This is a genomic window from Brevundimonas sp. ZS04, assembly GCF_001956865.1.
In the GTDB taxonomy this organism is placed as follows: Bacteria; Pseudomonadota; Alphaproteobacteria; order Caulobacterales; family Caulobacteraceae; genus Brevundimonas; species Brevundimonas diminuta.
Window position 1 is genome coordinate 159,040 of the sequence record NZ_MTHE01000003.1, and the last position, 26,990, is coordinate 186,029.

Annotated in this window: 26 protein-coding genes; 7 read left to right on the forward strand and 19 right to left on the reverse strand. The window is 68.1% G+C overall.

Annotated elements, in window-relative coordinates:
- Positions 1–2 precede the first annotated feature (2 nt).
- The gene (locus BJP32_RS05550) at positions 3–374 is read right to left on the reverse strand and encodes a hypothetical protein (RefSeq protein ID WP_046653557.1); all 372 of its coding nucleotides are present in this window, start codon (positions 372–374) and stop codon (positions 3–5) included.
- 232 nt (positions 375–606) lie between these two features.
- Between BJP32_RS05550 and BJP32_RS05555 the strand changes: the two genes are divergently transcribed.
- Together BJP32_RS05555 and BJP32_RS05560 are read left to right on the forward strand one after the other, a co-directional pair.
- The gene (locus tag BJP32_RS05555) at positions 607–2,076 is read left to right on the forward strand and encodes a DEAD/DEAH box helicase (RefSeq protein WP_046653558.1); all 1,470 of its coding nucleotides are present in this window, start codon (positions 607–609) and stop codon (positions 2,074–2,076) included.
- 82 nt (positions 2,077–2,158) lie between these two features.
- Entirely contained in the window at positions 2,159–3,217 is a 1,059-nt protein-coding gene (locus tag BJP32_RS05560; RefSeq protein ID WP_046653560.1) for a GGDEF domain-containing protein, read from the forward strand.
- A gap of 8 nt (positions 3,218–3,225) precedes the next feature.
- Here BJP32_RS05560 and BJP32_RS05565 read toward each other — a convergent pair whose 3' ends face one another.
- From BJP32_RS05565 to tpiA, 5 genes are all read right to left on the reverse strand, one after another.
- Positions 3,226–5,241: a TonB-dependent receptor gene (locus BJP32_RS05565; protein WP_076223225.1), complete on the reverse strand. Its 2,016-nt coding sequence runs from the start codon at positions 5,239–5,241 to the stop codon at positions 3,226–3,228.
- 133 nt (positions 5,242–5,374) lie between these two features.
- Positions 5,375–5,524 carry a hypothetical protein gene (locus BJP32_RS17480; RefSeq protein WP_164918017.1) on the reverse strand — a complete coding sequence of 50 codons (150 nt, stop codon included), beginning with the start codon at positions 5,522–5,524 and terminating at the stop codon, positions 5,375–5,377.
- A gap of 70 nt (positions 5,525–5,594) precedes the next feature.
- Positions 5,595–7,247 carry a CTP synthase gene (locus BJP32_RS05570; RefSeq protein ID WP_076223227.1) on the reverse strand — a complete coding sequence of 551 codons (1,653 nt, stop codon included), beginning with the start codon at positions 7,245–7,247 and terminating at the stop codon, positions 5,595–5,597.
- A gap of 124 nt (positions 7,248–7,371) precedes the next feature.
- A complete protein-coding gene (gene secG / locus BJP32_RS05575; protein ID WP_223850708.1) occupies positions 7,372–7,776 on the reverse strand; it encodes a preprotein translocase subunit SecG in 405 nt (134 codons plus the stop codon).
- An 89-nt stretch (positions 7,777–7,865) separates the two neighbouring features.
- Positions 7,866–8,615: a triose-phosphate isomerase gene (gene tpiA / locus BJP32_RS05580; protein ID WP_003164633.1), complete on the reverse strand. Its 750-nt coding sequence runs from the start codon at positions 8,613–8,615 to the stop codon at positions 7,866–7,868.
- A 130-nt stretch (positions 8,616–8,745) separates the two neighbouring features.
- On the opposite strand from tpiA, the gene BJP32_RS05585 reads away from it, so the two are divergent.
- Both BJP32_RS05585 and trpE read left to right on the forward strand, forming a co-directional pair.
- Positions 8,746–10,686, forward strand: coding sequence for a peptidylprolyl isomerase (locus BJP32_RS05585; protein ID WP_046653563.1), 1,941 nt, complete (start codon positions 8,746–8,748; stop codon positions 10,684–10,686).
- On the forward strand, positions 10,686–12,209 hold the full coding sequence (gene trpE, locus BJP32_RS05590; protein ID WP_046653564.1) for an anthranilate synthase component I: 1,524 nt from the start codon (positions 10,686–10,688) through the stop codon (positions 12,207–12,209). Before BJP32_RS05585 ends, trpE begins: the two co-directional genes overlap by 1 nt.
- Here trpE and BJP32_RS05595 read toward each other — a convergent pair.
- On the reverse strand, positions 12,206–12,394 hold the full coding sequence (locus BJP32_RS05595; protein WP_003164629.1) for a hypothetical protein: 189 nt from the start codon (positions 12,392–12,394) through the stop codon (positions 12,206–12,208). The two genes, trpE and BJP32_RS05595, sit on opposite strands and share 4 nt — an antisense overlap.
- A 126-nt stretch (positions 12,395–12,520) precedes the next feature.
- Between BJP32_RS05595 and BJP32_RS05600 the strand changes: the two genes are divergently transcribed.
- Genes BJP32_RS05600 through trpC form a run of 3 tightly spaced genes read left to right on the forward strand, consistent with a single transcriptional unit; the run spans position 12,521 to position 14,948 of the window.
- On the forward strand, positions 12,521–13,111 hold the full coding sequence (locus tag BJP32_RS05600; protein WP_046653566.1) for an aminodeoxychorismate/anthranilate synthase component II: 591 nt from the start codon (positions 12,521–12,523) through the stop codon (positions 13,109–13,111).
- On the forward strand, positions 13,108–14,145 hold the full coding sequence (gene trpD / locus BJP32_RS05605; RefSeq protein ID WP_233126746.1) for an anthranilate phosphoribosyltransferase: 1,038 nt from the start codon (positions 13,108–13,110) through the stop codon (positions 14,143–14,145). The genes BJP32_RS05600 and trpD overlap by 4 nt, the downstream gene beginning before the upstream one ends.
- A complete protein-coding gene (gene trpC, locus BJP32_RS05610) occupies positions 14,145–14,948 on the forward strand; it encodes an indole-3-glycerol phosphate synthase TrpC (RefSeq protein WP_003164626.1) in 804 nt (267 codons plus the stop codon). The genes trpD and trpC overlap by 1 nt, the downstream gene beginning before the upstream one ends.
- Before the next feature lie 39 nt (positions 14,949–14,987).
- Here the strand turns inward: trpC and lpxB are convergent, their stop codons facing one another.
- The 12 genes from lpxB to frr are packed head-to-tail and all read right to left on the reverse strand — an operon-like array spanning position 14,988 to position 26,974.
- Complete coding sequence (gene lpxB, locus BJP32_RS05615) at positions 14,988–16,154, reverse strand: lipid-A-disaccharide synthase (protein ID WP_046653570.1); 1,167 nt, start codon at positions 16,152–16,154, stop codon at positions 14,988–14,990.
- Positions 16,151–16,990 (reverse strand): LpxI family protein, encoded by an 840-nt coding sequence (locus BJP32_RS05620; RefSeq protein WP_046653571.1) that lies wholly within the window; start codon positions 16,988–16,990, stop codon positions 16,151–16,153. Before BJP32_RS05620 ends, lpxB begins: the two co-directional genes overlap by 4 nt.
- The gene (lpxA, locus tag BJP32_RS05625) at positions 16,987–17,775 is read right to left on the reverse strand and encodes an acyl-ACP--UDP-N-acetylglucosamine O-acyltransferase (protein ID WP_046653573.1); all 789 of its coding nucleotides are present in this window, start codon (positions 17,773–17,775) and stop codon (positions 16,987–16,989) included. The genes BJP32_RS05620 and lpxA overlap by 4 nt, the downstream gene beginning before the upstream one ends.
- Entirely contained in the window at positions 17,772–18,236 is a 465-nt protein-coding gene (gene fabZ, locus BJP32_RS05630) for a 3-hydroxyacyl-ACP dehydratase FabZ (RefSeq protein ID WP_046653574.1), read from the reverse strand. The genes lpxA and fabZ overlap by 4 nt, the downstream gene beginning before the upstream one ends.
- Positions 18,233–19,252: a UDP-3-O-(3-hydroxymyristoyl)glucosamine N-acyltransferase gene (lpxD, locus tag BJP32_RS05635; protein ID WP_076223229.1), complete on the reverse strand. Its 1,020-nt coding sequence runs from the start codon at positions 19,250–19,252 to the stop codon at positions 18,233–18,235. Before lpxD ends, fabZ begins: the two co-directional genes overlap by 4 nt.
- A gap of 8 nt (positions 19,253–19,260) precedes the next feature.
- Positions 19,261–19,845 (reverse strand): OmpH family outer membrane protein, encoded by a 585-nt coding sequence (locus BJP32_RS05640; RefSeq protein WP_003164619.1) that lies wholly within the window; start codon positions 19,843–19,845, stop codon positions 19,261–19,263.
- A 34-nt stretch (positions 19,846–19,879) separates the two neighbouring features.
- Positions 19,880–22,315, reverse strand: coding sequence for an outer membrane protein assembly factor BamA (gene bamA, locus BJP32_RS05645; RefSeq protein ID WP_369822384.1), 2,436 nt, complete (start codon positions 22,313–22,315; stop codon positions 19,880–19,882).
- Positions 22,316–22,368: 53 nt separating this feature from the next.
- Positions 22,369–23,586, reverse strand: coding sequence for an RIP metalloprotease (locus BJP32_RS05650; RefSeq protein WP_076223232.1), 1,218 nt, complete (start codon positions 23,584–23,586; stop codon positions 22,369–22,371).
- A 23-nt stretch (positions 23,587–23,609) separates the two neighbouring features.
- On the reverse strand, positions 23,610–24,806 hold the full coding sequence (dxr, locus tag BJP32_RS05655) for a 1-deoxy-D-xylulose-5-phosphate reductoisomerase (protein ID WP_003164617.1): 1,197 nt from the start codon (positions 24,804–24,806) through the stop codon (positions 23,610–23,612).
- On the reverse strand, positions 24,803–25,621 hold the full coding sequence (locus BJP32_RS05660; protein WP_076223234.1) for a phosphatidate cytidylyltransferase: 819 nt from the start codon (positions 25,619–25,621) through the stop codon (positions 24,803–24,805). Before BJP32_RS05660 ends, dxr begins: the two co-directional genes overlap by 4 nt.
- Position 25,622: 1 nt before the next feature.
- Positions 25,623–26,381 carry a polyprenyl diphosphate synthase gene (gene uppS, locus BJP32_RS05665; protein WP_076223236.1) on the reverse strand — a complete coding sequence of 253 codons (759 nt, stop codon included), beginning with the start codon at positions 26,379–26,381 and terminating at the stop codon, positions 25,623–25,625.
- Between the two features lie 35 nt (positions 26,382–26,416).
- Positions 26,417–26,974, reverse strand: a complete 558-nt coding sequence (frr, locus tag BJP32_RS05670) for a ribosome recycling factor (RefSeq protein WP_003164614.1) — start codon at positions 26,972–26,974, stop codon at positions 26,417–26,419.
- Between the last annotated feature and the right edge of the window lie 16 nt (positions 26,975–26,990).

A 26,990-nucleotide genomic window follows, 5' to 3' on the forward strand; every position in this document is an offset into this window, starting at 1 on the left:
TCTTACCGCCCCGCGACCAACTCATTGCGGACGCGACGGCCCAGGGGATCGCGGCCTGGCCAGCTCTCCCCAACGGATGCCTCGACATAGGGCGTGCAGAAGCGCGAGATGATCATGCGCGGGCGGATTTCGTTCAGACAGACGCGATCCCCCTCACGCGCCCAGCGCGCGGTCAGGCGCCGTCCATCAGAGAACAGGGCGCGGTAGCGGCCGTCACGGTCGAACCAGTGCTTGACCCAATCGCCGTCCGGATAATGGGAAACAACCGTATTGCCGAAAGCCGCCTGCATGGCGTCGGCGTTTCCGCCGCTGCCTGAGGCTGACGCGCTCGCAGGCGCGGCCAAGATCAGCGTGATCAGCACGGCTGCGCGCATCCGGTCCCTCTCCCAATCGTCTTTCCAGTCCCCAGGCGGACCATACAGGCCGAAACGCCGTTGCCAAGCGGCCCGTTCCGAACGGAAATACTTGACTGAGGCGTAGGGCTTTCTCTATACGGCCGCAGGCTCGGAACAGGACTGGCGATGCGCGCCGCCCGCTCGCCCAAGAGGGGCGGTTCCGTCAGCTGAAGGCGTTTGCGAACGCTATCCTCCGTCCCTTCAGGACTGCATGACTGAGTTTTCCAAGCTGGGCCTTTCGCCCACGACCCTGCAAGCGGTCGCCGATACCGGCTACACGACCGCCACCCCCATTCAGGAACAGGCCATTCCGGTGGCCCTCGCCGGACGCGACGTCCTCGGCATCGCCCAGACCGGCACAGGCAAGACGGCCGCCTTCACCCTGCCCATGGTCGACCGCCTGGCCTCGGGCCGCGCCCGCGCCCGGATGCCGCGCGCCGTGGTGCTGGCCCCCACCCGCGAACTGGCCGATCAGGTCGCCGAAAGCTTCGCCAAATACGCCAAGGGCACACGCCTGAACTGGGTGCTGCTGATCGGCGGCGTCTCCATGGGCGACCAGGTCGCCGCCCTGAACAAGGGCGTGGACGTACTGATCGCCACGCCGGGCCGCCTGCTGGACCTGTTCGATCGCGGCAAGATGCTGCTGACCGGCGTCGAGCTGATGGTGGTCGACGAGGCCGACCGGATGCTGGACATGGGCTTCATCCCGGACATCGAGCGCATCTTCAAACTGACGCCGCCGCGTCGCCAGACCCTGTTCTTCTCGGCCACCATGCCGCCGGAGATCACGCGCCTGACGCAGCAGTTCCTCAAGGATCCGACCCGGATCGAGGTGGCGCGTCCGGCCACGACCGCCGACACCATCACCCAGCATATCACCCGCCTGCCGACTTCGGACCCCAAGGCCAAGCGCACCGCCCTGCGCGCCCTGGTCGAGCGCGGCGAGGTCCAGAACGGCATCGTCTTCTGCAATCGCAAGTCGGAAGTCGACATCGTCGCCAAGTCGCTTCAGGTCCACGGCTTCAACGCCGCGCCGATCCATGGCGATCTGGACCAGTCCCTGCGGATGAAGACGCTGTCCGACTTCCGCAGCGGCGAGCTGAAGCTGCTGGTCGCATCGGACGTCGCCGCGCGCGGTCTGGACATCCCGGCGGTCAGCCACGTCTTCAACTATGACGTTCCTCACCACGCCGACGACTACGTCCACCGCATCGGCCGCACCGGCCGCGCCGGGCGTCTGGGCGAGGCCTTCATGATCGTGACGCCCGCCGACGACAAGTCGTTGGACAAGGTGCTGAAGCTGATCAAGAAGGAGCCGGTCGAACTGCCGCTGGACGACATCGACTTCGCCTCGATCAAGGATCGCCCGCGCGACGACAGCCGCTCTTCGCGCGGCCGTGGACGCGGCGAGCGCAGCGAACGCAGCCGTTCGCGCAAGACGGTTGAAGCCGCCCCGGTCGACATCGAGGCCGACGCGCCCGTCGCCTCTGAAGTCGTCGCGCCCAAGGCCGATGAAGCGCCGCGTCGTTCGCGCAGCCGCAAGAAGTCCGACGATCGCGCCTCGACTGCGGCTCCCGCCGCCGCTCCTGCCGTCGCCAAATCGTCCGGCGATATCCGGGGCAGCGCTTTCGGTGATGATGTGCCGGCTTTCCTGCGTCGCCCGGTTATTTTTGCTGATTGACGTCGCGATTCTTGATTTAACCCTGCGTTACGGAAGGCCGGGCTAACCTCCTGGCCTGAACTTTCCAGGGGCGCTTCAAGGCATGACCACTCAGGTCGAAACCACGGTTCGTAGTCCGGAAGCCTATGCCTTGGCGCACCGCGCAGTTGATGCGATGCAAGAGGCGAGCGTCTGGCCGACTCCGCTGAACTTCGAGCTCTGGCTGCACTATCTCAGTGCGCCGGACAGCCCATTGAGCCAGGAGATGGCGCGGCTGCTGGCCAGCGGCGCGCCCTTCACTGACACCACAGCCGAGATGCTGGCCGCCGAATTCCTGCCCCGCAGCCGCCTGTCGGAAGAGATTCGCGACGCGGGCGCCGTGCTGAACCGCGAACTGGCCGCCGTCGCCGCCGCCATCGACAAGGCGCGCGAAAGCCAGGCCGACTACGGCGACACCCTGTCACAGGCGGTCGACCGCATGGCCTCGGCGCCTGACACCGACAGCCTGGGCGTCATCGTTTCCTCCCTCAGCGACGCCACGCGGCGGATCCGACGCCACACCTCGGCGCTGGAGCGTCGTCTGGAATCCTCCAACCGCGAAGTCGTCAAGCTGCGCGACCACCTGGAGCAGGTCCGTCGCGACGCCATGACCGACGCCCTGACCAATCTGGCCAACCGCAAGGCGTTCGACGAACAGCTGCAGCGTATGTGCGACGAAGCCGAGAGCGACGGCACGCCCATCGGACTGGCGCTGATCGATATCGACCACTTCAAACGCTTCAACGACACCTGGGGCCATCAGACGGGCGACCAGGTGCTGCGCTATGTCGCCAGCGTCCTGGCCCGCATCGCACGCACGCCGCGCATCGCCGCCCGCTATGGCGGTGAAGAGTTCGCCGTCATCTTCCCGCGCGAGACGGGGGGCGCGATCGAAGCCGCCCTCAACGCCGCCAGGGAAGAGATCGCCTCGCGCAGCCTGCGTCGTCGTTCGACCAATGACGACCTGGGGGCCGTGACCATTTCCATCGGCTTCGCCCTTCGCCATTCCGGCGAGGCGGCTTCGCAGTTCTTGGAACGCGCCGACGAAGCGCTCTACGCCTCCAAACGGACGGGCAGGAACCGCGTCACCAACGCCGAGCTGGCGGCCTCAGCCGCCGCCTGAGCCACGCCTCAGTAGGACAGGCGCAGACCCAGCGACAAGGTGCGCGGCGGAGCGTAGCCGGCAACGCCGCCCGCCGTTTCCGAGACCTCGACTTCGGCGTCGAACAGGTTGTCCGCCGCCAGCCACAGCAGGGTTCGCGGTCCGGCGCGCCATTCCGCACGCGCGTCGACAGTGACGGCGGCCTCCAGCACGCGGCTGTTGAGATCGTCCTCGAAGCGCTTGCTTTCATAGCGGGCCTGTATCGACAGGCCGAGCCGGTCAGACGCCTGCCAGTCCAGCCCGCCCGTCGCACTCCAGATCGGCGCCTGCGCGGGACGCAGCCCCGTCAGCTGAGGCGCGGCTGATCCGCCGTCCATCCGCGCGTCGGTGATCGACAGGGCGCCGTTCAGGGTCAACCCGCCTCGCAGCGCCTGACGCGCCGTCAGCTCCACGCCCTTGGCCTCGATGGTCCCGGCGTTCTGACGCTGGCGCAGAACGCCGCCCGCCGGAACGAAACCCGCCCGCGGAAACGTTCCCGCCCCCTCGGCGATGGTGACGTTGACGATGGCGTCCTCGATCCGGTTCCAGAACAGATTGACGCCGAAAGCCGAAATCGGCCCCTCGAACGCCAGCCCGGCCTCGATCCCTTGCAGCGTCTCGGGAACCAGAGCCGCATTGGCCTCGGTCAGGTCGTTGCCGACGCGGAACGGCCGGTGCAGCTCATTCAGACTCGCCGGGCGGAAGCCGGAATAGGCCGCCGCCCGCGCCGCCCAACCGCCGCCGATGAAACGGCGCGCCGCCAGGCGGGCGCTGACCACCTCGCCCGAACGATCCGGATCGCTCTCATCCAAGGTCGGCGAGCCCGTGGCGCGGTCCCACTCTCGCCGCCGACCATTCTCATTGCGCCAGCCGTCCAGCCGCAGCCCGCCAGCCACCAGCCACAGGTCGTCGCTCCACGACCCTTCGCCATAGACACCCGCCACCGAGGTCTCGCCGCCCGCCACGCGGTCGCGGGTGAAGGCCCCCTGCATGAAGCGGAAACGCTCGCGCGTTTCGCCCTCGTTGAAGCGGGCGTCGGCGCCCAGCTCCCATTCCAGCCGCCCTCCGGCGACGTCGCGCGTCGCGCGACGCAAGGCGGCGTTGACGCCCCAGCCGGTCGCAGGGGTCTCATATTGGTCGTTGGCGGGCGTGGTCGCGTTGCGATCCGCCGCCACGGCGACGGAGGTGTTGGCGAAGTCGCTTTCGCGCCGCCACGCCTGCAAGCGCCAGCCGTAGCGGCCCTCGTCCGGTCGTCGCGCCGCCGTGGCGGACAGCAGGCGCCCGCTGGCGCTGGATCGCGCCCCCGCGAGGCCTGAACCGCGCTCTTCGTCATAGGCCGAAGCCCGCAGCGACACGCTGATCTGTCCCAGCGGCGCGTCCAGCCGCAGGGCCGCCGCGCGCGCCTCCAGATTCAACGGCGTGTCCGCCGCCCCGGCCGCCGCGCCGCGCACAGGCGTATAACCGTCGCTGGTCTCATACAGGGTGGACGCCGTCAGCCGCGCCGGCCCGAGATCGAATCCGCCGGCCCCGGCCAGCCGCGCCCCTCCCCGTTCAGCGACCGAGGCGGACAGCACGCCGCCGCGCTCCCGCTCGCGCAGTTGGATCACGCCCGTCAGAGCGCCTGCGCCATAGGGGCCAGCCCCGGCTCCCCGCACGATGTCGAGGCTCTCCAGGCTCTCCGTCGGCGTCTGCGACCAGATCACCCAGCCGCCGAAGGGATCGTTCATGGGCACGCCGTCCAACGTCACCAGGGTCCGCCCCGCGCCTGACGGCGCGATGGCGCGCAAGGAAATGCCCTGTGTCGTGGGGTTGGCCGCCAGGCTGGAGGTGCGCCGGAACAGGGACACGGCCGGAACAGCGCTCAGGGCCTCGTCCAGCCGATCCGCGCGCGCCAGCGCCGCTTCGTCCAGCCGAATGACCGAAAAGGCCGCCTCGCCCGCCGCAGGCGGCAACCGCGCCGCCGTCACCACGACCTCGTCAACGACGTGCGCCTGAAACTCGATCAACACTGAACTCCCTGCCAATCCCTCGGCGATCAGGTCAGGGATAGTCGATACGGTCAGGCTTGTCGTCGGCCGAGCCACAGAGTCTGCGCGTCAAATGACCGCCGCTTGAGACAACCTCAGCTCGGGAACGCCCTCAACCGGCGCCGCCGCCAGTCGACACGCTGAACAGCAACCCCAGAACGCCGCGAACCATCAGGCCGAGCGTCATCACGCCGACCGTGGCGCCGATCAGAAACACCGCGCGAAAATGCCGGTGCAGGAAGTAGAGAATGTCGCCTGCCATCTGCGTCGACCCTAAAGGTTAACAGCATGATGACACACGGTTCGGCGAAAACCGCAACAACCGTTCGTGATCAGACCAAGCGGCTCTGCACCAGCGCGGCTTCGATGAAGCTAGCGAACAGCGGGTGCGGAGCGAAGGGGCGGCTGCGGTATTCAGGGTGATACTGCACGCCGATGAACCAGGGATGATCCTTGCGCTCCACCGTCTCGGGCAGCACGCCGTCCGGCGACAGACCGGCGAAGAACAGGCCGCCCTTCTCCTCCACCGCCTGCCGGTAGTTGATGTTCACCTCATAGCGGTGACGATGGCGCTCGTTGATGTCAGTCTGGCCGTAGATCTCGGCGATCTTCGAGCCAGGCGCCAGGGTGGACGCATAGGCGCCCAGACGCATGGTGCCGCCCAGATCGCCCCCCTGCTCGCGCTTCACGCGTTCATTGCCCTGGACCCACTCGGTCATCAGGCCGACGACGGGCTCTTCCGCAGGGCCGAACTCGGTCGAGGTCGCCTTGGGATAGCCCGCCAGGTTCCGCGCCGCCTCGATCACCGCCATCTGCATGCCGAAGCAGATGCCGAAGTACGGGATCTTGCGCTCGCGGGCGTAGCGCGCCGCCTCGATCTTGCCCTCGGCCCCGCGTTCGCCGAAGCCGCCGGGCACCAGGATGGCGTGGGCGCCTTCCAACCGTTCGGCGCAGGCCTGCGGGTCGCCGGCGAAGGTGTCGGCCTCGACCCAGTCGATGTTGACCTTGGCGTTGTTGGCCACGCCGCCGTGCTGCAGGGCCTCGATCAGCGACTTGTAGGCGTCCTTCAGGACGGTGTATTTGCCGACCACGGCGATGGTGACTTCGCCGTCCGGGTGCAGGCGGCGGCGCACGATCTCGTTCCAGCCTGACAGCTCCGGCTCGGGCGCGTCGGTCAGGCCGAAGTGAGCCAGAACCTGGGTGTCCAGACCCTCGCGGTGATAGTCCAGCGGCACGGCGTAGATGTCGGCCGAGTCCATCGCCTGGATGACGCTGTCGGGACGGACGTTGCAGAACTGGGCGATCTTGCGCTTCTCGTCGGCCGGGATCGGCGCCTCGCAACGGCACAGCAGGATGTCGGGCTGGATGCCGATGGAGCGCAGCTCCTTGACCGAGTGCTGCGTCGGCTTGGTCTTCATCTCGCCCGCGGTCTTGATGAAGGGCAGCAGGGTCAGGTGGACGAAGCACGACTGGCCGCGCGGCAGATCCTGCTCCAGCTGACGGATCGCCTCGAAGAAGGGCAGCCCTTCGATGTCGCCGACCGTGCCGCCGATCTCGACCAGGACGAAGTCCACATCCTCGCCGTCGTCCGTCTTCGCCGGGTTCAGGCAGAACTGCTTGATCTGGTCGGTGACGTGCGGAATCACCTGAACCGTCGCGCCCAGATAGTCGCCGCGACGCTCCTTCTCGATGATCGTCTGATAAATGCGACCGGTCGTGATGTTGTCCGACTTGGCCGCCGAGACGCCGGTGAAGCGCTCATAGTGGCCCAGGTCGAGATCCGTCTCGGCGCCGTCGTCGGTCACGAAGACTTCGCCGTGCTGATAGGGGCTCATCGTGCCCGGATCGACGTTGAGATAGGGGTCCAGCTTGCGCAGGCGGACCTTGTAGCCCCGCGCTTGCAGAAGAGCGCCGAGAGCGGCGGAGGCGAGGCCTTTTCCAAGAGAGGAAACCACGCCGCCGGTGATGAACACATAGCGAGCCATGGGCGGACACCTTACTCCATGATTCGTCCTGCGCGCAGGGGCTCAGGAAAAATCCAACTGTTGATCAAAAGAAGAAAGCGCGCCTTGCGGCGCGCTTCCCCAAAACTCGATGGCGGCGACGCCCTTATTGGGCGGGCGCGCCCTGGCCGGCCGGCAAGCTGGCTTCCAGATCGTCCAGCGACGGAGCGGCCGGAGCGGCCGGGGTCGCCGGTGCGGCTTCAGGCGTAGCCGGAGCCGTCTGTTGCGGCTGGTCCACAGCGATGGAGCCGACGGCGTCGGCGTCGATCACCGAGCGCGAACCGCGCGCATAGTTGCCCGCGATCGTCAGGCCGATGGCGCAGACAAAGAAGGCGATCGCCAGGATCGACGTGGTGCGGGTCAGCAGATTGCCCGCCCCGCGCGCCGTCATGAAGCCCGAAGGACCGCCGCCCATGCCCAGGGCGCCGCCCTCGGAACGTTGCAGCAGGATCACGGCCGACAGGGCGACCGAGATCAGGATCATGGCGACGAGCAGAATGGTCTGGAGCATGGCGTCATTCATGTGGGCGCAGAAGCGCGCCGATCAAGCGGCCGCCTCTAACATTGATGGAGGTTTCGGGCAAACGCTCAGGCGCGCGGTCAAACCGCGCGGATGATGCCCAGAAAGTCTTCGGCCTTCAGCGAGGCGCCGCCGACCAGGGCGCCGCCGACCTCGGCCACCGCCAGGATCTCCCTGGCGTTCGACGGCTTGACCGAGCCGCCGTACAGGATTGGGGCGACGCGGCCGCCGTCGCCCAGCTTGGCGACCATGGCGGCGCGCACGGCGGCGTGGACTTCCTCGATCTGCTCCAGCGTCGGCGTCAGGCCGGTGCCGATGGCCCAGACCGGCTCATAGGCGACGGCGAACGCCTTGCCCGCCAGCGAGGCCGGCAGCGAGCCAGCGACTTGACGGCTGACGACCTCGACCGCCTGCCCGGCTTCGCGTTCCTGCAGCGTCTCGCCGATGCAGATGATCGGCTCCAGATCGGCGGCCAGGGCGGCCTCGACCTTGGCGGCGACGTCGGCGTCGGTCTCGCCGAATCCGGCGCGGCGCTCCGAGTGGCCGAGAATCACCAGGCGGGCGCCCGCATCACGGACCATCTCGGCCGAGACCGATCCGGTGTAGGCGCCCGAGGTTTCAGCGTGGCAGTCCTGCCCGCCGATCTCGACGGCGCCGCCCTTCAACGCCTGGGCCATGCGATCGATCAAAGTGGCGGGCGGGCACAGGGCCACGCGACAGGCCGCAGCCTGTTCCTTCAGCGCCTTCTCGAGGGTTTCAGCCTCGGCCAGGCTCGCGCCCAGGCCGTTCATTTTCCAGTTGCCGGCGACCAGCTTCACAGATTGTTTCATGCGGCCTGTCTAGTGGCGACAGCGGCGGAAGCCAAGATGTCGTCAAGCCTCACTTGCGGCGGCGGCCCCGCACCCCCTATACGCGACCCTTGGCGCCCTTTCGACGCCGGCCCTCGTCAGGTTCTTTTCGATGATCACGTACTTCCGAAACTTCGCCAAGTCGAAATGGGCCGCCGGCCTGTTCGCCCTGATCATCCTCAGCTTCCTGATCGTCGGGGCGCAATCCGACATCTTCGCCAATCTGGGGCCGCGCCATATCATCAGCGCCGGGGACCGCAGCGTCGATTCCAACCAGTTCCGCGGCGACTTCGAACGCGTGCGCGCCAATCTGCAGGAACAGGCCGGTCGTCCCGTCAGCTATGACGACATGGTCAAGGAGAACCTGCACCAGCAGTATCTGGACAGCCAGACTCAGCGCCTGGGCTTCCTGGACTGGGCCTATAAGGCGGGCATCCGTCCAGGCAAGGAGCTGGTGCTGGCGGAAATCCGCAAGATTCCGGCCTTCTTCAACCAGATCACCGGCCAGTTCGACAAAGACCTCTACGCCCAGGCCCTGGCCCAGCAGAACCTGACCTCGGAAATGCTCGAGCAGGATTTGCGCGACCAGTATGTCACCTCGCACGTCGGTTCGGCCGTGTTCGCCGGTCTTCAGGCGCCGCGCGTCTACGCCGCCCTGCTGGCGGGCCAGGCGCTGGAAACGCGCGACGGCCGCTGGTTCTCGGTCACTCAGGACATGGCCGGCCGCGCGGGCGCCCCGACCGACGCCCAACTGACCGCCTTCATGAAGGAAAACGAGGCGCGTCTGCGCAGCCCCGAGTTCCGCATGATCTCCCTGGTGCTGTTCACGCCGGGTCCGAATGACCCGCGCCCGACCGTCACCGAAGAACAGATTCAAGAGCGCTATGAGTTCCGCAAGGCCGCCCTGGCTGACCCGGAAAAGCGCACCTTCGTCACCCTGACCGTTCCGACCAAGGAAGCCGCCGACAAGATCGCCGCCGACCTGCGCGCCGGCAAGAATCCGGCCGAGGTGGCCAAGGCCAACAACATCCAGCTGGGCGACTACAAGGCCACGCCGCAGGCCGCCGTGGGCGACCCCGCCGTCGGCGCCGCCGTGTTCGGCCTGGCCGTCGATCAGGTTTCGGCCCCGATCCAGGGCCGCCTGGGCTTCACCGTAGCCAAGCTGGCCGCCATTCAGGCCGGTCAGGCCGTGACGCTGGAAAGCGCTCGTCCCGCCCTGACCCAGGAGCTTCAGGCCGAGGCCGTCAAGGCCGCGACCTACGCCAAGGTCGAGCAGTTCGAGAAGGCCCGTCAGGAAGGCAAGAACCTGGCCGACGCCGCCACGGCCGCCAAGGCCCGCGTCATCCAGCTGCCGCCCTTCACCCAGCAGGGCCAACTGCCGGACGGCCAGCCGATGAACGCCCCTCGCCAGGTTCTGGAAAGCGCCTACACCCTGACCAAGGGCGGCGAGAGCGATGTGATCGACGCCGGCGACGGCCAGTATTTCGCTGTCCGCCTGGACGACATCCGCCCGTCGGCCCTGCCGACGCTGGACGAAGTGCGCGCCCCGCTGGGCCAGCAGTGGACCCTGCGTGAAAACGCGCGCCTGCTGTCGGCCAAGGCTGAGCAGCTGGCCGGTCGCGTCCGCGCCGGCGAGGACATCGCCAAGGTGGCCGCCGAAGCCGGCGCCCCGCTGACGGTCCGCACCGGCGTGCAACAGAGCCGCGAGTCGCAGGCTCAGGTCGGCGACGGCGTGCTGCGCGGCCTGTTCGGTCAGAGCAAGGGCCAGGTCTTCTCCGACGCCCAGTCGCAGACCGCCTTCGTCGTCGGCCGCGTGGACGCCATCCACGCCGCCAACCCGGCCCTGGCCGCGCCGCTGGCCGAACAGGCCCGCCCGCGTCTGACCGAAGAGCTGGCCAACACCCTGGCCGACCGCACCATCGCCGCCGCCGCTGCACGCACCAAGTCGCGCAACGACCCGGCCCTGGCCCTGCAAGCCCTGGGCGTGGAGGCTCCGGCCGCTGCGCCTGCGGCTCCGGTTGCTCCCGCTGCTCCCGCATCCGCCAAGAAGTAATGCTTGAAGAACGCGACGCCTTCATCGCCGGTCTGACGGCGGGCCGTCCTCAGGTTCTGGTCCGCCGCCTGGTCGATGATCTGGAGACCCCCGTCTCGGCCTTCCTGAAGGTCGGGCACGGGCGGCGTTACGCCAGCCTGTTCGAGTCGGTCGAGGGCGGCGCCGTCAACGGCCGCTACTCCTTCGTCACCCTGTCGCCGGACGTGGTCTGGCGCTGCCGGGACGGCAAGGCCGAGATCGCGCGCGGCGCCGACGTTCTGTCCGACGCCTTCACGCCCGAAGACCGACCCGCGCTGGAATCCCTGCGCGCCTTGATCGCGGCGACCAAGTTCGAGTTGCCCGCCGATCTGCCGCCGATGGCCGCCGGACTGTTCGGCGTGTTCGGCTATGACATGGTGCGTCTGCTGGAGCCGCTGGGCACCCCCAATGCGGACCCGCTGGACCTGTCCGACGCCGTCATGGCGCGCCCGGCCTTGGTCGCCATCTTCGATTCGGTGAAGCACGAGATCGTCCTGATCGCCGCCGCCTATCCGGACACGGCGAGCGATCCAGTCCAGGCCTACGCCGCCGCCGAGGCCCGTCTTGAGGACTTCGAGGACCGTCTGCGCGGCCCCCTGCCGATCCAGCGCGAAGTCGAGCCGGTCCCGGCGCCCGACTTCCACTCCGACGTCGATGAGGCCGCCTTCGGCCGCATGGTAGCGCGGGCCAAGGACTACATCGCCGCCGGCGACATCTTCCAGGTCGTGCTGGCGCACCGTTTCTCGGCCCCGTGGAGCCAGGATCCGTTCGCCTTCTACCGGTCGCTGCGTCGCGGCAACCCGTCGCCCTATCTGTTCTTCCTCGACTACGTCGATTTCCAACTGGCGGGGTCCAGCCCGGAAATCCTGGTCCGGCTGAAGAATGGCCGCGTCACCATCCGCCCGCTGGCGGGCACCCGTCCGCGCGGCGCCACGCCCGACCAGGACAAGGCGCTGGAAGTCGAACTGCTGGCCGATCCCAAGGAACGGGCCGAGCATCTGATGCTGCTGGACCTGGGCCGCAACGACGTGGGCCGCGTCTCTAAGCCCGGCTCGGTCGAGGTCACGGAAAGCTTCGTGGTCGAGCGCTACAGCCAGGTCATGCACATCGTCTCCAACGTGAACGGCGCGGCTGATCCCAAGCTGGACGCGGTGGACACGCTTCTGGCCGCCCTGCCGGCAGGTACGCTCTCGGGCGCGCCCAAGGTGCGGGCGATGGAGGTCATCGACGAGTTGGAGACCGAGAAGCGCGGCGTCGGCTACGGCGGCGGCGTCGGCTACATCTCGGCCAATGGCGAAGCGGACATCTGCATCGTCCTGCGCACCGCCATGTTCGCGAAGGGACAGATCTTCGTCCAAGCCGGCGCCGGCGTCGTCGCCGACAGCGACCCGGCCGCCGAATATGCTGAAACCCTGGCCAAGGCTCGCGCGCCGATGAAGGCCGCCGCCGAAGCGTGGCGATTCACTGCGACCACTCGCGGCCAGGGCGCCGGCGGATCAGTCTAAGGATTGGAAACCGTGGAACCCTGGTCAAACGACACGCCGGGGCCCACGATCATGGTTCCGGCCAGGAGGACCGCCGCTGTGGCGGCGAAGGCGGCTGCGGCAAGCAGGCGCAGGGGTTTCGGTTGTTCCGCCGGGGCCTCGTTCAACAGGGCGCGGGCGTCACGGATGCATTCTACAGGGGTCAAGACGGATTTCTTCCGATGGCGATGCTCCTGTATCGCCCGGACAGCTTAACGTCCGCTTTCAATCGGCCCGACTGTCTTCCATGTTTGGGGCCGCCTTGCCTCCCCCGTCTTCAAGAAGCCTTCGCCATGATCCTCGTCGTCGATAACTACGACAGCTTCACCTACAACCTCGTCCACTACCTCGCGGAGTTGGGCGCCCAGACGCACGTCATCCGCAACGACGACCTGACCGTCGAGGAAGCCTGGGCGCTGAAGCCCGAGGCCGTCCTGCTGTCGCCCGGCCCCTGCGCCCCCGATCAGGCGGGCATCTGCCTGTCGCTGATCGAAACGGCCGCAGAGACCATGCCCATCCTCGGCGTCTGCCTGGGCCACCAGTCGATCGGCCAGGCCTTCGGCGGCGAGGTGGTGCGCGCCAAGACCCTGATGCACGGCAAGACCTCGCCCATCCTGCATGAGGGACGCGGCGTCTTCGGCGGCCTGCCCTCGCCCTTCACGGCGACGCGCTATCATTCGCTGGCCGTGCGCCGCGAGACCCTGCCTGATGTGCTGGAGGTCACCGCCTGGACCGAGGACGGCGAGATCATGGGCCTGTCGCACCGCACGCGGCCGATCCACGGCGTCCAATTTCACCCCGAATCCATCGCCACCCAGCACGGCCATGAGATGATCGCCAACTTCCTCGATCTGGCGGGCGTCAAGAGATCGGCGAACGTCTGATGGACAGCATCAAGCCTCTGCTGGCCAAGCTGGTCGACGGACAGGTGCTGAACCTGGATGAGGCCAAGAGCTTCTTCGCCGCCTGCCTGCGCGGCGAGCCGACCCCGTCACAGGTCGCCGCCGCCGTCACCGCCCTGCGCATCCGCGGCGAGACGGTGGACGAGATCGTCGCCTTCGCCAGCGCCATGCGCGAGGCCGCCCTGTCGCTGGAGCACCCGTTCGATCAGGTGATCGACACCTGCGGCACCGGCGGCGACGGCCAGCACACCTACAACGTCTCGACGGCGGCCGCCTTCGTACTGGCGGGCGCGGGGCTGAAGGTCGCCAAGCACGGCAACCGCGCCATCAGCTCCAAGTCCGGCTCGTCCGACGTTCTGGCCGCCCTGGGCGTCAACCTGGACGCCACGCCCGCCCAGCAGGCGCGGGCGCTGGACCAGGCGGGCATCGCCTTCCTGTTCGCGCCGACCTACCACGGGGCCATGCGCCACGTCGGGCCGGTGCGCGGCGAGATCGGCTTCCGCACCGTGTTCAATCTACTGGGTCCGCTGTGCAATCCGGCGGGCGCCACGCATCAGGTGATGGGCGTCTATGATCCCGCCCTGCTGGAGCCATTGGCCGAGGTGCTGGGCCGACTCGGCGCCAAGCGAGCCTGGACCGTCAACGGCCAGGGCCTGGACGAACTGACCACCACAGGCCCGACCGAGGTGGCCGAATGGAAGGACGGCGCCGTGCGTCGCTTCACCGTCACGCCCGCCGACGCCGGACTGCCGCTGGCGACGATGGATGATCTGCGTGGCGGCGACGCCGAGCATAACGCCGCCGCCCTGACCGCCCTGCTGGCGGGCGAACGCGGCCCCTATCGCGACATCGTCCTGCTGAACGCCGCCGCCGCCCTGGTGGTGGCCGGGCGGGCCGAAGACCTGAAATCGGGCGCCGAACTGGCCGCCGCCGTCATCGACGACGGCCGCGCCGCCGCCGCCCTGGCTGAACTGGTGCGCGTCTCCCACGCGCCGATCGAAGACGAGGACGCCTGATGAGCGACGTTCTGGACCGCATCGCCGCCTACAAGCGCGAGGATGTCGCCGCCCGCAAGGCCGCCGTATCACAGGACGCCATCGAGGCCCGCGCCCGCGAGGCCTCGCCTCCGCGCGGTTTCCGCGCCGCCCTGGCTGACCGTTTCTCCGAAACCGGCCGCCCGGCCCTGATCGCCGAGATCAAGAAGGCCAGCCCGTCCAAGGGCCTGATCCGCGCCGACTTCGACCCGCCCGCCCTCGCTCAAGCCTATGAGCGCGGCGGGGCCTCCTGCCTCTCCGTCCTGACCGACGGCCCCAGTTTTCAGGGCGACGACGCCTATCTGACGGCCGCGCGCGCGGCGGTCGCCCTGCCCTGCCTGCGCAAGGACTTCCTGGTCGATCCGTGGCAGGTGGCCGAGAGCCGGGCTCTGGGCGCCGACTGCATCCTGATCATCATGGACATGGTGGACGACGCCCTGGCCGCAGACCTGCTGGCCGAGGCGACTCGCTGGGGCATGGACGCCCTGATCGAGACGCACGACGCCGATGAAATGGCCCGCGCCGCCAAGCTGGTTCAAGGCCGCGACGACGCCCTGATCGGCGTCAACAACCGCTCGCTGCGCACCTTCGAGGTCGATCTAGCGACGACCGAGCAATTGGCGGCGTTGAGCCCTGACGGCGCGCTGCTGGTCGCCGAAAGCGGCCTGTTTACGCCGCAGGATGTAGCGCGCGTGGCCGACGCCGGCGCCCGCGCCCTGCTGGTCGGCGAAAGCCTGATGCGTCAGGCGGATGTCGAAGCGGCCACGCGAGCCTTGCTGGCCTAAGCTTCCCACTTACCGCTCATCCCCGCGGGGTGTGGAGAATCAGCCCGCCTTCGCCGCAATCACCCGCAACACGGCATCCGCCGCCAGTTCCGACGGGTCCGGCCCGCCGCGTCCCATCAGGTCCAGCGCCTCGGTCTGGCGACGCGCCTGATCGGCCGCCGCCTCAGGATCGGTCAGCAGCAGCCCGACCGCCTTGGCCAGGGCCTGCGGCGTCGCCTCATTCTGGATGAACTCCGGCGCGATGGCTTCATCGGCGGCGATATTGAACAGGGTGATGTGCTTGGCCGTCACCAGCCGCTTCATCAGGACGTAGCTCAACCCATCGATCTTATAGGCGATGACCATCGGCGCGCCCGCCAGTGCGAGTTCGGTCGAAACCGTGCCGCTGGTCGCCAGGGCGGCGTTGGCGGCCTTCATGGCGTCGTACTTGTCGGCTTCCTGCACCACATGGGCGCGGAACGGCCAAGCGGCGACCCGGCCCGCCACATCGACCGCCACCGTGCCCGCTGCGACGACGGCCACCTCGAGCCCCGGAATCTGGGTCTTCAACTGCTTCACCGCCTGCTCATAGACGGGCGTCATGCGCGTGATCTCGCTGGGTCGGCTGCCTGGCAGGACCAGCAGCAGCGGCGCATCCGCCGCTATGCCCCGCGCAGCGCGAAAGCGGGGGCCGTCGGCCCCCGCCATGTCGACGTGCAGCGCCTGCGAACCGACGACCGTCGTCGGCAGACCCGCCTTCTCGAACCAGGGCGCGTCCAACGCATAGAGGGCCAGCAGGTGATCCACCGCCCCCGCCAGCGTCTTCGCCCGCCCCGGCCGCGAGGCCCAGACCTGCGGTCCGACGTATTTGATCAGCGGCGTCTTCGGCGAGGCCGCGCGGATCGCCTGAGCCACGCGGATGGTGAAGCCCCAGCTGTCGATCAGAACCACGGCGTCCGGCTTTTCCGCCGCCGCCAGAGCCGCCGTCTCGGCCACCCGCTTCTTGACCTTGCCATAGGCCTTCAGCCCCTCGATCCAGCCGAGGATCGATAGTTCGGCGATGTCGAAGGGGCTGGCGACGCCCTCGGCCGCCATCTTGGGGCCGCCCACGCCGACGAAGACCACGTCCTTGCCCAGCCGCGCCCTCAGCGCGCGCGCCAAACCGGCGCCCAGAGCGTCGCCCGACGCCTCGGCCGCCACCAGCATGACCTTCAACGGACGGCTCATCGCGGCTCTCCCCAGACGAACAGGCCCAGACGGTCGGCCGCCTCGACCAGACCTTCGTGGTCGATGACGATCAGCCGTCCCTCGAACCCGCCGATCCCGGCCAGACCCGCGGCGGCGGCCAGTTCGACCGTCGTCGGTCCGATAACGGGCATGTCGACGCGCAGATCCTGGATCGGCTTGGGTGCCTTGCCCAGCGCGCCGCGCGCAAAACCGGGCGAGCCGCGCAGGTCGGCCGGCAGGCCCGCCACGCGGCGCAGCATCTCGTCCGTGCCTTCCTGCGCCTCAACCGCCAGCACCAGCCCGTCGCAGACGACCGCGCCCTGACCGATATCCAGTTCGCCTGATTTTTCAGCAACGTGCAGCGCCTTCTTCAGGTCCGCCAACTGCTCGGCCGTCGGCGTTACGTGGCCCAAGGCGCCCGCCGCCAGCATCTCGCCGCCCAGGATGTCGTCCGCGCCTTCGACGGCGAAGCCTTCGTCCTCGAACACCGACAGGATCTTGCGCAGCAGGGCGTCGTCGCCCTTTGACGCCGCCGCGATGATGCCGGGCAGCAGGGACGCGCCCTTCAGATCGGGCTTCAACGTCTTGAAATCCGGTCGGTTGACGTAGCCCGCCAGACAGACCGCGCGACAGCCCTCGGCGCGCATGGCCTTCACGATCTTGCCGATCTCGGCCATGCCGAAGTCCTGCCCCGGCCAGCGATGCAGGTGGGCGTCGGCGAAACCCTTCAGGCGGATGACGAACACCTCGCGCCCCTCGGCCTCGCAGCGCTGAGCGACGCGGATGGGCAGATCGCCCGACCCCGCGATCAAGGCCAGCTTGGGCGCGGTCGTCATTCCGCGCCCGGCAGGCACAGCGGGCGCTTGCCGCCGTCACGGATGAAGGCGGTGATCTCCATGATCTCGGGCAGGTCGGCATAGGCCTGTTCGACCCGATCCAGACGTTCGGCAAAGACGCCTTCGCCCTCGAACAGATCGCGATAGGCGGCCAGCAGGCCGCGCACCGCGTCCTTGCCATAGCCTTTGCGCTTCAGCCCGATCAGGTTGAGGCCGTGCAGGCTGGCGTGATTGCCCCAGACCGAGCCGTAGGGAATGACGTCGCGCGTCACGGCGGCCAGACCGCCGACGATGGCGCCCTGCCCCACCCGGCCGTTCTGGTGCACGGCGCAAAGGCCGCCCAGAAACACCCGATCGCCGACATGGACGTGACCGCCCAGGGTGGCGTTGTTGGCCATGGTGACGCTGTCGCCGACCACGCAGTCATGGCCGACGTGGGCGCCGGTCATGAACAGGTTGTTCGAGCCGACGCGGGTGACGCCCGTTCCTTGAGGCGTGCCCCGATTGAAGGTGCAGTGCTCGCGGATCAGGTTGTTCTCCCCGATCTCCAGCCGCACCGGCTCGCCCTTGTAGCCGCCGTGCTGCGGATCGCCGCCGATGACGGCGAAGGGGTGGATCGTCGTGTTGGCGCCGATGCTGGCGTCCTGCTGGATCACCACATGGCTGACCAGACGCACGCCGGAGGCCAGCGCCACGCCCGGCCCGACGGTGCAGAACGGGCCGATCTCGACCCCGTCCGCCAGGGTCGCCGAGGCGTCGACGACGGCGGTCGGGTGGATGCTCACTGGGCAGGCTCCGCCACAGTCACGACCATGGCCATGAACTCGGCCTCAGCCGCCAGCTTGCCGTCGATGAAGGTCTCGCCGCGGAACTTATAGGCGTCGCCGCGCGCCTTGATCACCTTGACCTCCATGCGCAGCTGGTCGCCCGGACGCGCGGGCTTGCGGAAGCGCACGCCGTCGATCGACATGAACATGATGACCTTGTCGGCCACCGCCACGTCCAGAGACTTGGACATCAGCAAGGCGCCCGTCTGGGCCATGGCCTCGACGATCAGCACGCCCGGCATGACCGGATCGATCGGGAAGTGGCCAGGGAAGAAGGGCTCGTTGTGCGTGACGTTCTTGATGCCGACGATCGAGGTCGCCGCCACGAAGTCCTGCGCCTTGTCGACCAGCAGGAAGGGATAGCGGTGCGGCAGGCGACGCATCACCTCGGCATAGTCGATGTTGTTGTCTTCGCTCATTCTTTCGATTCCTTTGCGCCCTTCTTCTGGGACGCCTGTTTGGACAGCCACACCGTCTCGCGCAAGAATTGGCGCAGGGGTTTGGCGGGATAGCCGGACCAGATCTCGCCCGGCGGAATGTCGGCCAGGACGCCGCCGCCGGCCGCGACGCGCGCGCCTTCACCGATGGTGATGTGGTCGCCCACGCCCGCCCGGCCGCCGAAGATGCAGTTGTCGCCGCTGGTGACCGAGCCCGAGATGCCGGTGTGGGCCGCCATCAGATTGTTGCGGCCGATGACGCAGTTGTGGCCGATCATGACCAGATTATCGATCTTGGTGTTCTCGCCGATGACGGTGTCGTCATAGGCGCCCCGGTCGATGCAGGAGTTGGCGCCGACCGTCACCCCGTCCTGCAGGATGACGCGGCCCAGTTGCGGAATATCCACAGGCCCGGCCTTCGATCCGGCGGCGCCGAAGCCCGCCTCGCCGATCCGCGCGCCCGCCAGCAGCTTCACCCGATCGCCCAGCAGGGCGAAGCCGACGGTGACGCCCGAGCTGATCAGGCAGTCGCGGCCGATCTGGACGCCCGGCCCGATGACGGTGTTGGCGCCGATGCGGCTGCCGCGCCCGATGCGGACGCCCTCGCCCAGGATGACGCCCGGCTCGACCACCACGGTGTCGTCCTCGGCGGCCTCGGCGGCGGTGATGGCGCGATCCAGACGTATCGGCCGGTGCAGCAGGGCCGAAGCCCGCGCCCAGGCTGCCTGCGCCTCGCCCGAGACGATGACGGCGGCGTCAGCCGGCGCCGCATCCACGGCCGACGGCGGCACGATCACGCACCCGGCCTTCGTCTCTGCCAGAGCAGCGGCGAACTTGCGGTCGCCCAGAAACGCAATCGCGCCCCGGTCCGCACTGGACAGGGGCGCGACGGCCGAGATGACGACCTCGCCGCCCCGGACTACGTCCCCGCCGATGTGCTCGGCGAGGGCGGCGACCGTCAGGGGCGACAGGGTCTCAAAAAACCTCGGATCGGGCATGGCCCGCCTTAGGATTGCGGCTGGGCCGGAACCGGCATGCGGTTGAAGCTCAGCGTCGGCAGTTGGGCGTTCAGGCGCTGGATGACGGTGTCCGTCACGTCCATGGCCGGGTTCATGATGAAGACGCTCTCGCGGTCGATCATGATGCCGCAGCCCTTCTCCTGATAGACGGCGACCAGCAGCGGCTCGATGGCTTCCGAGATCTTCTGGCGCTGCTGAGCCAGGGTGTAGCGCAGCTCGTTGTCGCGGGTGCCTTCCAGTTGCTGGGCTTCCTGGATGCGGGTCTGCAGTTGCTGGCGGCGCTGGTTCATCTGATCAGCCGGAATCGTCGCCGCGCCCTGTTGCAGAGCCTGAGCTTCGGTCTGGATGGCGGTGGCGTAGGGCTGGAGCTCGCCCTGAACTTCCTGCGCCAACTGCTCCATGCGGGTCTGCACGGCCTGACCGACCGTCGACTGGGCCAAAACGCGCTGGTTGAAATAGACGCAGACGCCGGGGATGGCCGGACCGGGGTTGGCCGGGCCTTGCGTCTGGGCCAGGGCGGCCGAAGCGGTCAGCGAAGCGAGGGCGAAGGCGCCGATAGCGATGAGTTTCATAATCTAAGCCTTGGTGGCGGCGGTCAGACCGCGGTTAGAACTGAGTAGAGGTCGAGAAGCGGAAGGTCTCGGTCTTGTCGTAGTCTTCCTTGGACAGAACCTTCGACAGGTCGAAACGGATCGGCCCCATCGGCGAACGCCAGTGAATGCTGACGCCGGCGGCCGCACGCAGCGACAGCTCATCGACGATGTTCGGGTTGCGCAGTCCCGTCGCCGGATCAACCAGGTAGCGGTCGTCCAGCTTGCCGATGGTGCCGAAGTCGGCGAACAGCGAGGTCTTGATGCCGTATTCGTCGGGCAGATAGTTCGGCACCGTCAGTTCAACCGTGCCGATGGCGTAGAAGTTGCCGCCCAAGGCGTCGGTCGTGGTCAGGTCGCGTGCCCCCATACCCGCCGTCTCGAAGCCGCGGAAGGTGTTGCCGCCCTTGAAGAAGCGGTCGTTGATACGGATCGGATCGCCGTTCCAGCCGCTGACATAGCCCGTCTGGCCCTGGACGCTGACCACCCAGTTCGGGCGGATGCCATAGTACCAGGACGCGTCCGCCTCGGTCTTGATGTAGTTCACGTCGCCGCCGATGCCGGCGAAGTCCTGGCGCAGCGAGGCGGACCAGCCGCGCGTCGGTCGGACCGGGTCGTTCAGGCGGTTCACCAGCAGGGTGTAGCCCGCCGAGGAGTTGATGTAGGAGCCCGCCTGGTCGCACAGGGCCGACGAACCAGCGCCCACGCCGCCGCAATAGCCGAACGGAATGACGACCTCGTCGTCCTTCAGGAAGTAGCGCGCGCTGAACGAAGCGTAGCCGTTCAGCGGATAGGTGACGCGCACCCCGCCGCCGGTCGAGCGATAGTCGTAGGACGAGTATTTGCTCAGGTCATAGCGCATGTGGAACAGGTCGAAGCCCGCCCGCACGTCGCGCCCCAGGAATTTGGGCTCGGTGAAGCGGAAGTCGATCTGCTGGCGCAGCGAGCCCCATTCGGCGCGCGCCACGACATTCTGCCCCCGACCGCGGAAGTTGCGTTCGGTGATGCCCAGGTTCAGCACGAAGGAGTCGACCGAGCTGAAGCCCGCGCCGACCGACAGTTCGCCGGTGGGCTGTTCTTCCACGGTGACGTTGACGACCGAACGGTCCGGCGCGCTGCCGCGCGTCTCCTCAATCTTGACGTCCTTGAAGAAGCCCAGGGCGCGCAGATTGTTGCGCGAACGCTCGACCAGCGAACGGTTGAAGGCGTCGCCCTCGCCCACCATCAGTTCACGGCGGATGACGCTGTCCAGGGTGCGGGTGTTGCCGACCACATTGATGCGGTCGATGTAGACGCGCTGGCCCTCGCGCACGTTGAAGGTCACATTGACCGTGTCCGTCTCAGGGTCAGCGCGATAGGTAGGGTTGATCTCGACGAAGGCGTAACCGGCCGAACCGGCGGCGAAGGTGAGGGTGTCGACCGCCGCCTGAATGCGATCGCTCTCATACAGATCGCCCGAACGGATCGGCAGCAACAGCTGTAGGAAGTCGGCGTTCAGGCGGTCGTTCTCGGTGACAACCTTGATCTCGCCGAAGTTGTAGCGGTCGCCCTCGTCCACCGTGACCGTCACGCCGAAGGCGCTGTTGTCCGGCTTCAGCTCGGCCACGGACGATAGGATGCGGAAGTCGTAATAGCCGCGGTTCGTGTAGAATTTCCGCAGCTGCTCGCGATCGTAGTCGATCCGGTTCGGGTCGTAGTTGTCGTTCGAGCTGAACAGACGCCACCAGGCCGACTGCTTGGTGACCATGACCTGACGCAGGTCGCTGTCCGAAAACGCGGTGTTGCCCAGGAAGGTGACGGCGGCGATGCCGGTTTCAGGGCCTTCGTCGATCTCGAACACGACGTCGACGCGGTTCTGCTCCAGCTGGACCAGCTTGGGCGTGACGGTCGCCGAGATGCGGCCCGACAGGCGGTACAGTTCAACGATCTTGCCGACGTCTTCCTGAACCCGCGCGCGGGTGTAGATGCCGCGCGGGCGAATGGTCACTTCATCGCGCAGCTTCTTCTCGGCCAGGGCCTTGTTCCCCTCGAAGGTCACCTGGTTGATGATCGGGTTCTCGGCGATCTCGACGATCAGGTCGCCGTTGGCCTGAAGGCCGATCTGCACGTCCGCGAAGAGACCCGTGCGCGACAGAGTGCGCACCGCAACGTCGATGGTCACGGCGTCGATGGTGTCGCCGGGCTGGATCGGCAGGTAGGACAGCACCGTCGTCTGATCGATACGCTGGTTGCCGCGCACCACGATGCGGTTGACCACGGCGCGCTCGGCCTGCGGCTGCGCCATCTGCACCTGAGGCGTCTGAGCCTGCGGGGTCTGGGCCGCTGCAGCGGGCGCTGGGGCTGGCGCGGGCGCAGGCGCCGCCTGCTGGGCCAGGGCCGGTTGCGCCAGTCCGGCGGCGAAGGTCAGGGCCAGGGCGCTGACCCCGAGAATGCGGCCAGGGGTCTGGATCATGAGGCGACTGTCGTTTTGGTTCATGCGGAATACCATCGGGGGCTGGCGTCGGCTCACGAGACGAGCCCGCCGAGGAATTTGAAGAGATTGAGCTTCTGCAGATCGTTCCAGGTCGCGAACAACATCAAACCCGCCAGCAAAGCAAGACCGACCCGATATCCCGCCTCCTGAACACGGGCGGCCATCGGGCGGCGCGCCACGGCTTCATAAGCGTAGAACAGCAGGTGCCCCCCATCCAGAACGGGAATAGGCATCAGATTTAAAAAGCCGATTCCGACCGAAAGTATGGCCGCGAAGCTGGTCAGCGTCAGCAACAGATTGCGAACGATGGCCCAGGGCTCGGGATTGGCCGCGACCGCGGCGTTGGTCAGGGCGCCGGACGCCTTGGCGATTCCCAGCGGCCCGCTGAACTGATCGCCCGACTCACGGCCGGTGAAGATGCGGCCGATATAGGTCAGGGTGGTGTTCAGGATGGCGCCGGTTTCGCGCACCCCCTGCCCCACGGCGGCGATGGGACCATAGCGGACGTGGCGAATTTCATCGCGGTTGGAGCCCAGGGCCAGGCCGATACGGCCGACGCTGACACGACCGGCGATGCGATCCGTCTCGGTCCGACGTTCGGGCGTGGCCGTAAGCTGCACCGCCTGATCGCCGCGCTCGACGGTGAAGCGCACCGGATCGCCGCTGCTCAGGGCCACGACGCGCGTCACCTCGCCCCCGTCGGAGATCAGCTTGCCGTTCACATGGGTGATCAGATCGCCCGGCAGGAAGCCCGCCTGCGCCGCCGGCGACTGGGGCTGGACCTCCATCACCCGCGCGGGACGCAGCTCGACGCCCACCAGGCTGAACAGCAGGGTGAAGATGAAGATGGCCAGGATGAAGTTGGCGATCGGTCCGCCCGCCACGACCAGGGCGCGCTGCCACAGAGGCTTGAAATAGAGGTAGTCGCGCTCGGCGCCCGGCCCATGCTCGGCCGTCACGGTCTGGCGCAGGGCCTCAAGACCCGCACGATCCGGCACGCCGGTCGCATCCAGGTCGCCGGAGAACTTCACATAGCCGCCCAGCGGCAGCCAGCCGATCCGCCACTCGACGCCGTGCTTGTCGGTCCGGCGGAAGATCGCGCGCCCGAAACCGATGGAAAAGCGGTCCATCTTCACGCCAAAGGCGCGCGCCGTCAGGAAGTGGCCCAGCTCATGCACCGTCACGACAAGCGTCAGCACGAGCAGGAACGGCACGATATAGGTCAGAGCCTGGCTGATCACGCCTATCATGCCGTTCGTATCTCCCGTTCCCCTCAGGCCGCGATGTTCAGCGAGGCGATAACGTCGCCCGCGATCCGCCGCGCCTGCGCATCAACGGCCAGGGCCGCCTCGCAGGCATCGTCGGAACCGCAAGACGCGCCCGCGCCCGTCGCCTTCTCAAGGGTGTCGGCGACGACTGCGGCAATATTGAGAAAGCCCAGCCGCCGGTCAAGGAAAGCCAGAGCCGCCACCTCATTGGCCGCATTGAAGACGATGGGGGCGATTCCGCCCGCCGCCAGAGCTTCGCGCGCCAGACGCAAGGCCGGAAACCGATCCTCGTCCGGGGCCTCAAACGTCAACCGCCCCAGGGCCGCCAGGTCCAGCTTGGGCGCCGGCCAGGCCAGACGATCGGGCCAGGACAGGGCGCAGGCGATGGGCGTCCGCATGTCCGGCGCGCCCATCTGGGCCAGGGTCGAGCCATCCACATATTCCACAAGGCTGTGGATGATCGATTCCGGGTGCACCACCACATCGACCCGCTCGCCCGGCATATCGAACAGATAGGCGGCTTCGATCAGCTCCAGCCCCTTGTTGGCCATGGTGGCGCTGTCGACCGAAATCTTGGCGCCCATGCTCCAGTTCGGATGGGCCACGGCCTGTTCCGGCGTGATCCGCGTCATGGCCGCGCGCGGCAGGGTGCGGAACGGCCCGCCAGAAGCGGTCAGCACCAGCTTGGACACCCGCTCGGGCGCCCCCGCCGGAAAGACCTGGAAGATGGCCGAATGTTCGGAATCGACGGGGATCAGTCGCCCGCCGCTGCGCTTGACCCGCTCGATCAGCGCCGGACCGCAGCAGACCAGGCTTTCCTTGTTGGCCAGAGCCAGGGTCGCACCCGTTCCCGCCGCCGCCCAGGCCGAGCGCAGGCCCGCCGCCCCGACGATGGAGGCCATGATCCAGTCGGCGGGCCGCACGGCCGCCTCGACGATGGCGTCCGGCCCCGCCGCGGCCTCGACCCCGGTTCCCGCCAAGGCGTCGCGCAGTTCGTTCAATCGGGCGGGATCGGCCGTCACCGCAATGCGCGGTCGCCAGCGGCGCGCCTGTTCGGCCAGGCGAGCAATGTTGGCGCCGCCGGTCAGGGCCTCGACCTCGAACGCGGCCGAGCCAGCCGCTTGCGCCTGCTCCATCAGGTCCAGGGTCGAGGAGCCGACCGATCCGGTCGAGCCCAGGACAGAGACGCGCCGCGCGATCATGCCGCCCGCTCCAGCATCAGGACGATCAGACGCCCGGCCGACACCACGACGACGGCGAACATCAGCCCGTCGACGCGGTCCAGCAGACCGCCGTGGCCCGGGATCAGATTGCCCGCGTCCTTGACCCCGAAACGCCGCTTCAGCGCCGATTCCCACAGGTCGCCGCCCATGGTGGCCAAGGCCGCCGCCAGACCCAGAACCCCGCCCCAGAAGGCGTTCAGCAGGCCCATGTCCAGCCAGCCCGCCATGGCGGCGCCGGCGATCATCCCGGCGGTCAAGCCGCCGATGAAGCCCGACCAGGTCTTGTTGGGCGAAAAGCGCGGCCACAGCTTGGGCCCGCCGACGAAGCTGCCGACCAGATAGGCCAGGATGTCCGCCGACCAGGCCACGGCGAAGACCAGCACGGTCCAGTACAGCCCTTGCACCTCATGCAGGTCGCGCAGCCAGATCAGCAGGATGCAGGGCCAGCCGAGGTAGAGCACCCCATAGGCCGTATCCAGCAGGGACTCGCCGCGCGTGCGGGCGAACAGGCCCGCCGCCAGGGCGCCGAACACCATCAGCACCAGGGCCAGGGAAATCTGCCCGACGTGGGCCGCGATCACCGCAACGACCAGGGCCAGGGCCACGCTGATCCCGACCGGACGCCACAGGTTCGGCGCGCACATCCTCGCCCACTCGAAAGCCAGCAGCACCGCCCCCGCGACCACCAGGGCGCAGAACCAGTCGCCGCCCGCCCACGTAGCCAGGACCGCCGCCGGCGCCAGCACGACCGCCGAAGCGGCGCGCAAGGCGATATCTCGAGGCTTCAACGCCATGTCAGCCCGCGACCTCGCCATAGGCTTCAACCATGACCTCACGCCCGCCGTAGCGGCGCTCACGACAGCCGAACTGGGCGATGGCCTCGGCCAGGGCTTCGGCGCCGTAGTCGGGCCATAGGATCTCCTGGAACACCATCTCGGCGTAGGCCGCCTCCCACAGCAGGAAGTTGGACAGGCGCTGCTCGCCCGAGGTGCGCACGATCAGATCGACCGGCGGCGCGCCCGCCGTCGACAGGCCGGCGCCCAGCGCCTCTTCATCGACAACCACGTCTTCGCCCGCACGGGCGCGATCGAGCAGCCGCTGGGCGGCGTCGACCAGATCCGCCCGGCCGCCATAGTTGAAGGCCACCTGCAGCAGGAATTTGTCATTGTCCGCCGTCTCGGCCTCGGCGCGTGCGACGATGGCGGCGATGTCGTCCGGCAGCCCCTTGCGACGGCCCAGCACCTTCACCCGCACGCCCGCCGCAGCCAGCCGTTTCAGGTCGCTGCCGACAAAGGCGCGCACCAGGCCCATCAGGTCGGACACCTCGTCGGCCGGACGGCTCCAGTTCTCGGTCGAGAAGCCGAACACCGTCAGGCATCGCACACCCAGCTCCGGCGCCGCCTTGATCGTGCGGCGCAGGGCCTGGACCCCTTCGCGGTGGCCCACGGCGCGTGGAAGACCCCGGCGCTGCGCCCAGCGGCCGTTGCCGTCCATGATCAGGGCGACGTGACGTGGCCCCTTTGCAGGCGCCGTGGCGACGGGCTCGGCCGACATGATGGGGGCGTCCTTCCTAAACAGGCCTGACCGCGTCAGACCTGCATGATCTCGACTTCCTTGGCCTTCAAGGTCTCGTCGATGCGCTTGATGGCCGCATCGGTGTCCTTCTGGACCTCGGCCTCCATCTTCTTCTGTTCATCCTGGCTGATCTCGCCGGCCTTTTCAGCCTTCTTCAGCTCGTCGTTGGCGTCGCGGCGCACGTTGCGCACGGCGATCTTCTTGTCCTCGGCGTATTTGCCGGCCAGCTTGGCCAGATCCTTGCGGCGCTCTTCGGTCAGCGGCGGGATCGGGATGCGCAGCGTCTGGCCGTCGACGACCGGGTTCAGGCCCAGGCCGGCGGAGCGGATGGCCTTCTCAACCGAAACCACCATCCCCTTGTCCCAGACGTTGACCGAGATCATGCGCGGCTCCGGCACGCTGATCGCGGCCACAGCGGTCAGCGGCGAGGTTGCGCCATAGGCTTCAACCACGACCGGCTCCAGCAGACCGGCGTTGGCCCGGCCGGTACGAAGGCCGGCGTAATCGTCCTTCAGGGCGGCGACGGACTTGTCCATCCGGTCGCGGAACGTCTTGAGATCGGGTTTGGCCATGACGTGTGTCCTTGGT